The organism is Bradyrhizobium sp. P5_C11_2 (assembly GCF_054049755.1).
This window is the reverse complement of record NZ_JBFULT010000775.1, coordinates 1-2,790: the sequence shown is the minus strand read 5'-3', so window position 1 is coordinate 2,790 and position 2,790 is coordinate 1. Positions and strand designations below refer to the sequence as shown.

General features: G+C 65.0%; 4 protein-coding genes. All 4 read right to left on the bottom strand.

Features of this window, described 5'->3' with window-relative positions:
- Window positions 1-110: 110 nt before the first annotated feature.
- Entirely contained in the window at window positions 111-521 is a 411-nt protein-coding gene (locus ACXJL8_RS38370; RefSeq protein ID WP_456621151.1) for a HesB/IscA family protein, read from the bottom strand.
- Between the two features lie 63 nt (window positions 522-584).
- Window positions 585-956: an SUF system Fe-S cluster assembly protein gene (locus ACXJL8_RS38365; RefSeq protein ID WP_014495549.1), complete on the bottom strand. Its 372-nt coding sequence runs from the start codon at window positions 954-956 to the stop codon at window positions 585-587.
- A complete protein-coding gene (locus ACXJL8_RS38360) occupies window positions 953-2,200 on the bottom strand; it encodes a cysteine desulfurase (RefSeq protein WP_456686741.1) in 1,248 nt (415 codons plus the stop codon). Before ACXJL8_RS38360 ends, ACXJL8_RS38365 begins: the two co-directional genes overlap by 4 nt.
- Window positions 2,197-2,790 (bottom strand): SufB/SufD family protein (locus ACXJL8_RS38355; protein ID WP_456686740.1); only part of this gene is annotated, 594 nt, incomplete at its 5' end. The genes ACXJL8_RS38355 and ACXJL8_RS38360, both read right to left, overlap by 4 nt.

Sequence of the window (2,790 nt, the reverse complement as noted above, 5' to 3'; positions counted from 1 at the left end):
GACTCGACGTCACGCCATTCGGTACTGGCACTTCCCACAATGGAGAGATCACGCGGTATGGCTCCCGGCCTGCGCCGGGACGACAGCGGTGGGCTTTGAGATAGCCGGACTTACCCGTCGATCTTCGCCGGGCGCAGCTCGACCGACTCGCCGCAGCCGCAGGCGGAGACCTGGTTGGGGTTGTTGAAGACGAATTGGGCCTGCATCTTGTCGGCCTTGTAGTCCATCTCGGTGCCGAGCAGGAACAGCACGGCCTTGGGATCGACCAGGATCTTGACGCCCTTGTCCTCGACGACCTCGTCGGTCGGGCGGATATCATGGGCGTATTCGACGGTGTAGGACTGACCGGCGCAGCCGCCGTTCTTCACCCCGACGCGCAGGCCCACGATCTCGGAATCGGCGCGGCTCGTCAGCTCGCCGATGCGCTGCGCTGCAGCGTCCGTCAGCCGCATGACCTGCGGACGCGGCCGCTTCGGCTTGGGGGTGGAAGCTGGTGTGGAGCCTGACGAAATCTGGGTCATGTCAATGATGTGGTCCGTTGCGGCGCGAATTCAATGCCGAGGATTCAAAGCAAGCGTTACGCGTCACCACATGTTGAGCACGAGGCGGGCCTCGTCGCTCATGCGTTCGGGCGACCACGGCGGCTCCCAGACCACCTTGACGTCGACCACGCCGACGCCGGGGACGCTGGCAACGGCGTTCTCGACCATGGTCGGCAGCTCTCCGGCGGCCGGGCAGTTCGGCGTCGTCAGGGTCATCTGGACGTCCACCGAGCGGTCGTCCTTGATCTCGACCTTGTAGATCAGGCCGAGCTCGTAGATGTCGGCCGGAATTTCCGGGTCGAACACGGTCTTCAGCCCGGCGATGATCTCCGTGGTGAGACGCTCGGTCTCCTCCGGCGGCAGCGCCGACTGGGTTTCCATCGGATTGGCTTTGACTTCGGCCGTGTCACTCATGCGAACAAATCCCGCGCCTTCAACAGCGCCTGTGCCAGATGATCGACTTCTTCCCGCGTATTATACATGCCGAACGAGGCCCGGCATGTCGCCGTCACGTTGAACCGCTCTAAAAGCGGCATCACGCAATGGGTGCCGGCGCGCACCGCGATGCCCTGACGGTCGATCACGGTGGCGACGTCATGGGCGTGCGCGCCCTTGAGCTCGAAGGAGATTACCGGGCCCTTGCCGCGCGCCGTGCCGATCAGCCGCAGCGAGTTGATCTCGCGCAGCTTCTCCTGGGCGTAGGTGGTGAGATCGTGCTCGTGGGCGGCGATGCGCTCCTTGCCGATCGAATTGACGTAGTCGATGGCGGCGCCAAGGCCGACCGCCTCGACGATCGCGGGCGTGCCGGCCTCGAACTTGTGCGGGGGGTCGCCATAGGTGACGATCTCGCGCGAGACCTCGCGGATCATCTCGCCGCCGCCGTTATAGGGACGCATCGCGACAAGGTGGTCGTACTTGGCCCAGAGGATGCCGATGCCGGTGGGACCGTAGACCTTGTGGCCGGTGAAGACGTAGAAGTCGCAGCCGAGGTCCTGGACGTCGACGGGCAGATGCACCGCGCCCTGGCTGCCGTCGACCAGCACGGGAATGCCGCGGGCATGGGCGATCTTCACGACGTCCTTGATCGGCACGATGGTGCCGAGCGCGTTCGACATCTGCGTGATCGCGACCAGCTTGGTCTTCGCCGTCAGCAGCTTCTCGAACTCGTCGATGAGGAAATTGCCCTCGTCGTCGACCGGTGCCCATTTGATCACGGCGCCGTGGCGCTCGCGCAGGAAGTGCCAGGGCACGATGTTGGAGTGGTGCTCCATGATCGAGATGACGATCTCGTCGCCCGCCTTGATGTTCGGCTCGCCCCAGGACGAGGCGACCAKGTTGATGGCCTCCGTCGCGTTGCGGGTGAAGATCACTTCCTCAGTGCGGGACGCGTTGATGAACTGCGCGACCTTGGTGCGGCCGCCCTCATAGGCTTCGGTCGCGGCGTTGGCGAGGTAATGCAGGCCGCGATGGACGTTGGCGTATTCGGACGTATAGGCCTGCGTCATGCGGTCGAGCACGGACCGCGGCTTCTGCGCCGAGGCCGCGTTGTCGAGATAGACCAGCGGCTTGCCGTAGACCTGCATGGCTAGCGCCGGGAAATCCTCGCGTACGCGCGCCACGTCGTAGGCGCCGTTCTTGACTGCCGGATGCGTGCTCATGACCGCTGCTCCAGCCAGCGCTCGGCGATGCCGATCACATGCTCGCGCAGATCATCATCGGCGATCTGCTCGATCGCCTCGCCGACGAAGGCCTGGATCAGCAGCGCCTGGGCCTGCTTCTCCGGCAGGCCGCGCGCCTTCAGATAGAACAAGAGGCTGTCGTCGAGCGCGCCGGCGGTGGCGCCGTGGCCGCAGGAGACGTCATCGGCGAAGATTTCCAGCTCCGGCTTGTTGTCAGCCTCGGCCTCGTCGGAGAGCAGCAGCGCCCGCGTCATCATCTTGCCGTCGGTCTTCTGCGCGTCGGGACGGACGATGATGCGGCCCTGGAACACCGAATGGGCGCGGTCGTCGATCACGGCGCGGAAGATCTCGCGGCTGACGCAGTTCGGCACGGCATGGTCGACCACCAGCGTGGTGTCGCCGTGCTCGGTCTTCTTCAGGAGGTTGACGCCGTTGATCGCGAGATCGCTGCCCTCGCCGGCCAAGGTGATGAAGCCCTGGAGGCGGCTGACCGCGGCGCCGCTGGTCATGTTGAAGAAGTTGACCTTGGTGTTGGCGCCGACGGTGACGAAGTGCGAGGTGATGTTCAC

Coding starts and splice junctions, on each gene's coding strand:
- ACXJL8_RS38370 (WP_456621151.1), bottom strand. CDS start 521: ATGACCCAGATTTCGTCAGGCTCCACACCAGCTTCCACCCCCAAGCCG.
- ACXJL8_RS38365 (WP_014495549.1), bottom strand. CDS start 956: ATGAGTGACACGGCCGAAGTCAAAGCCAATCCGATGGAAACCCAGTCG.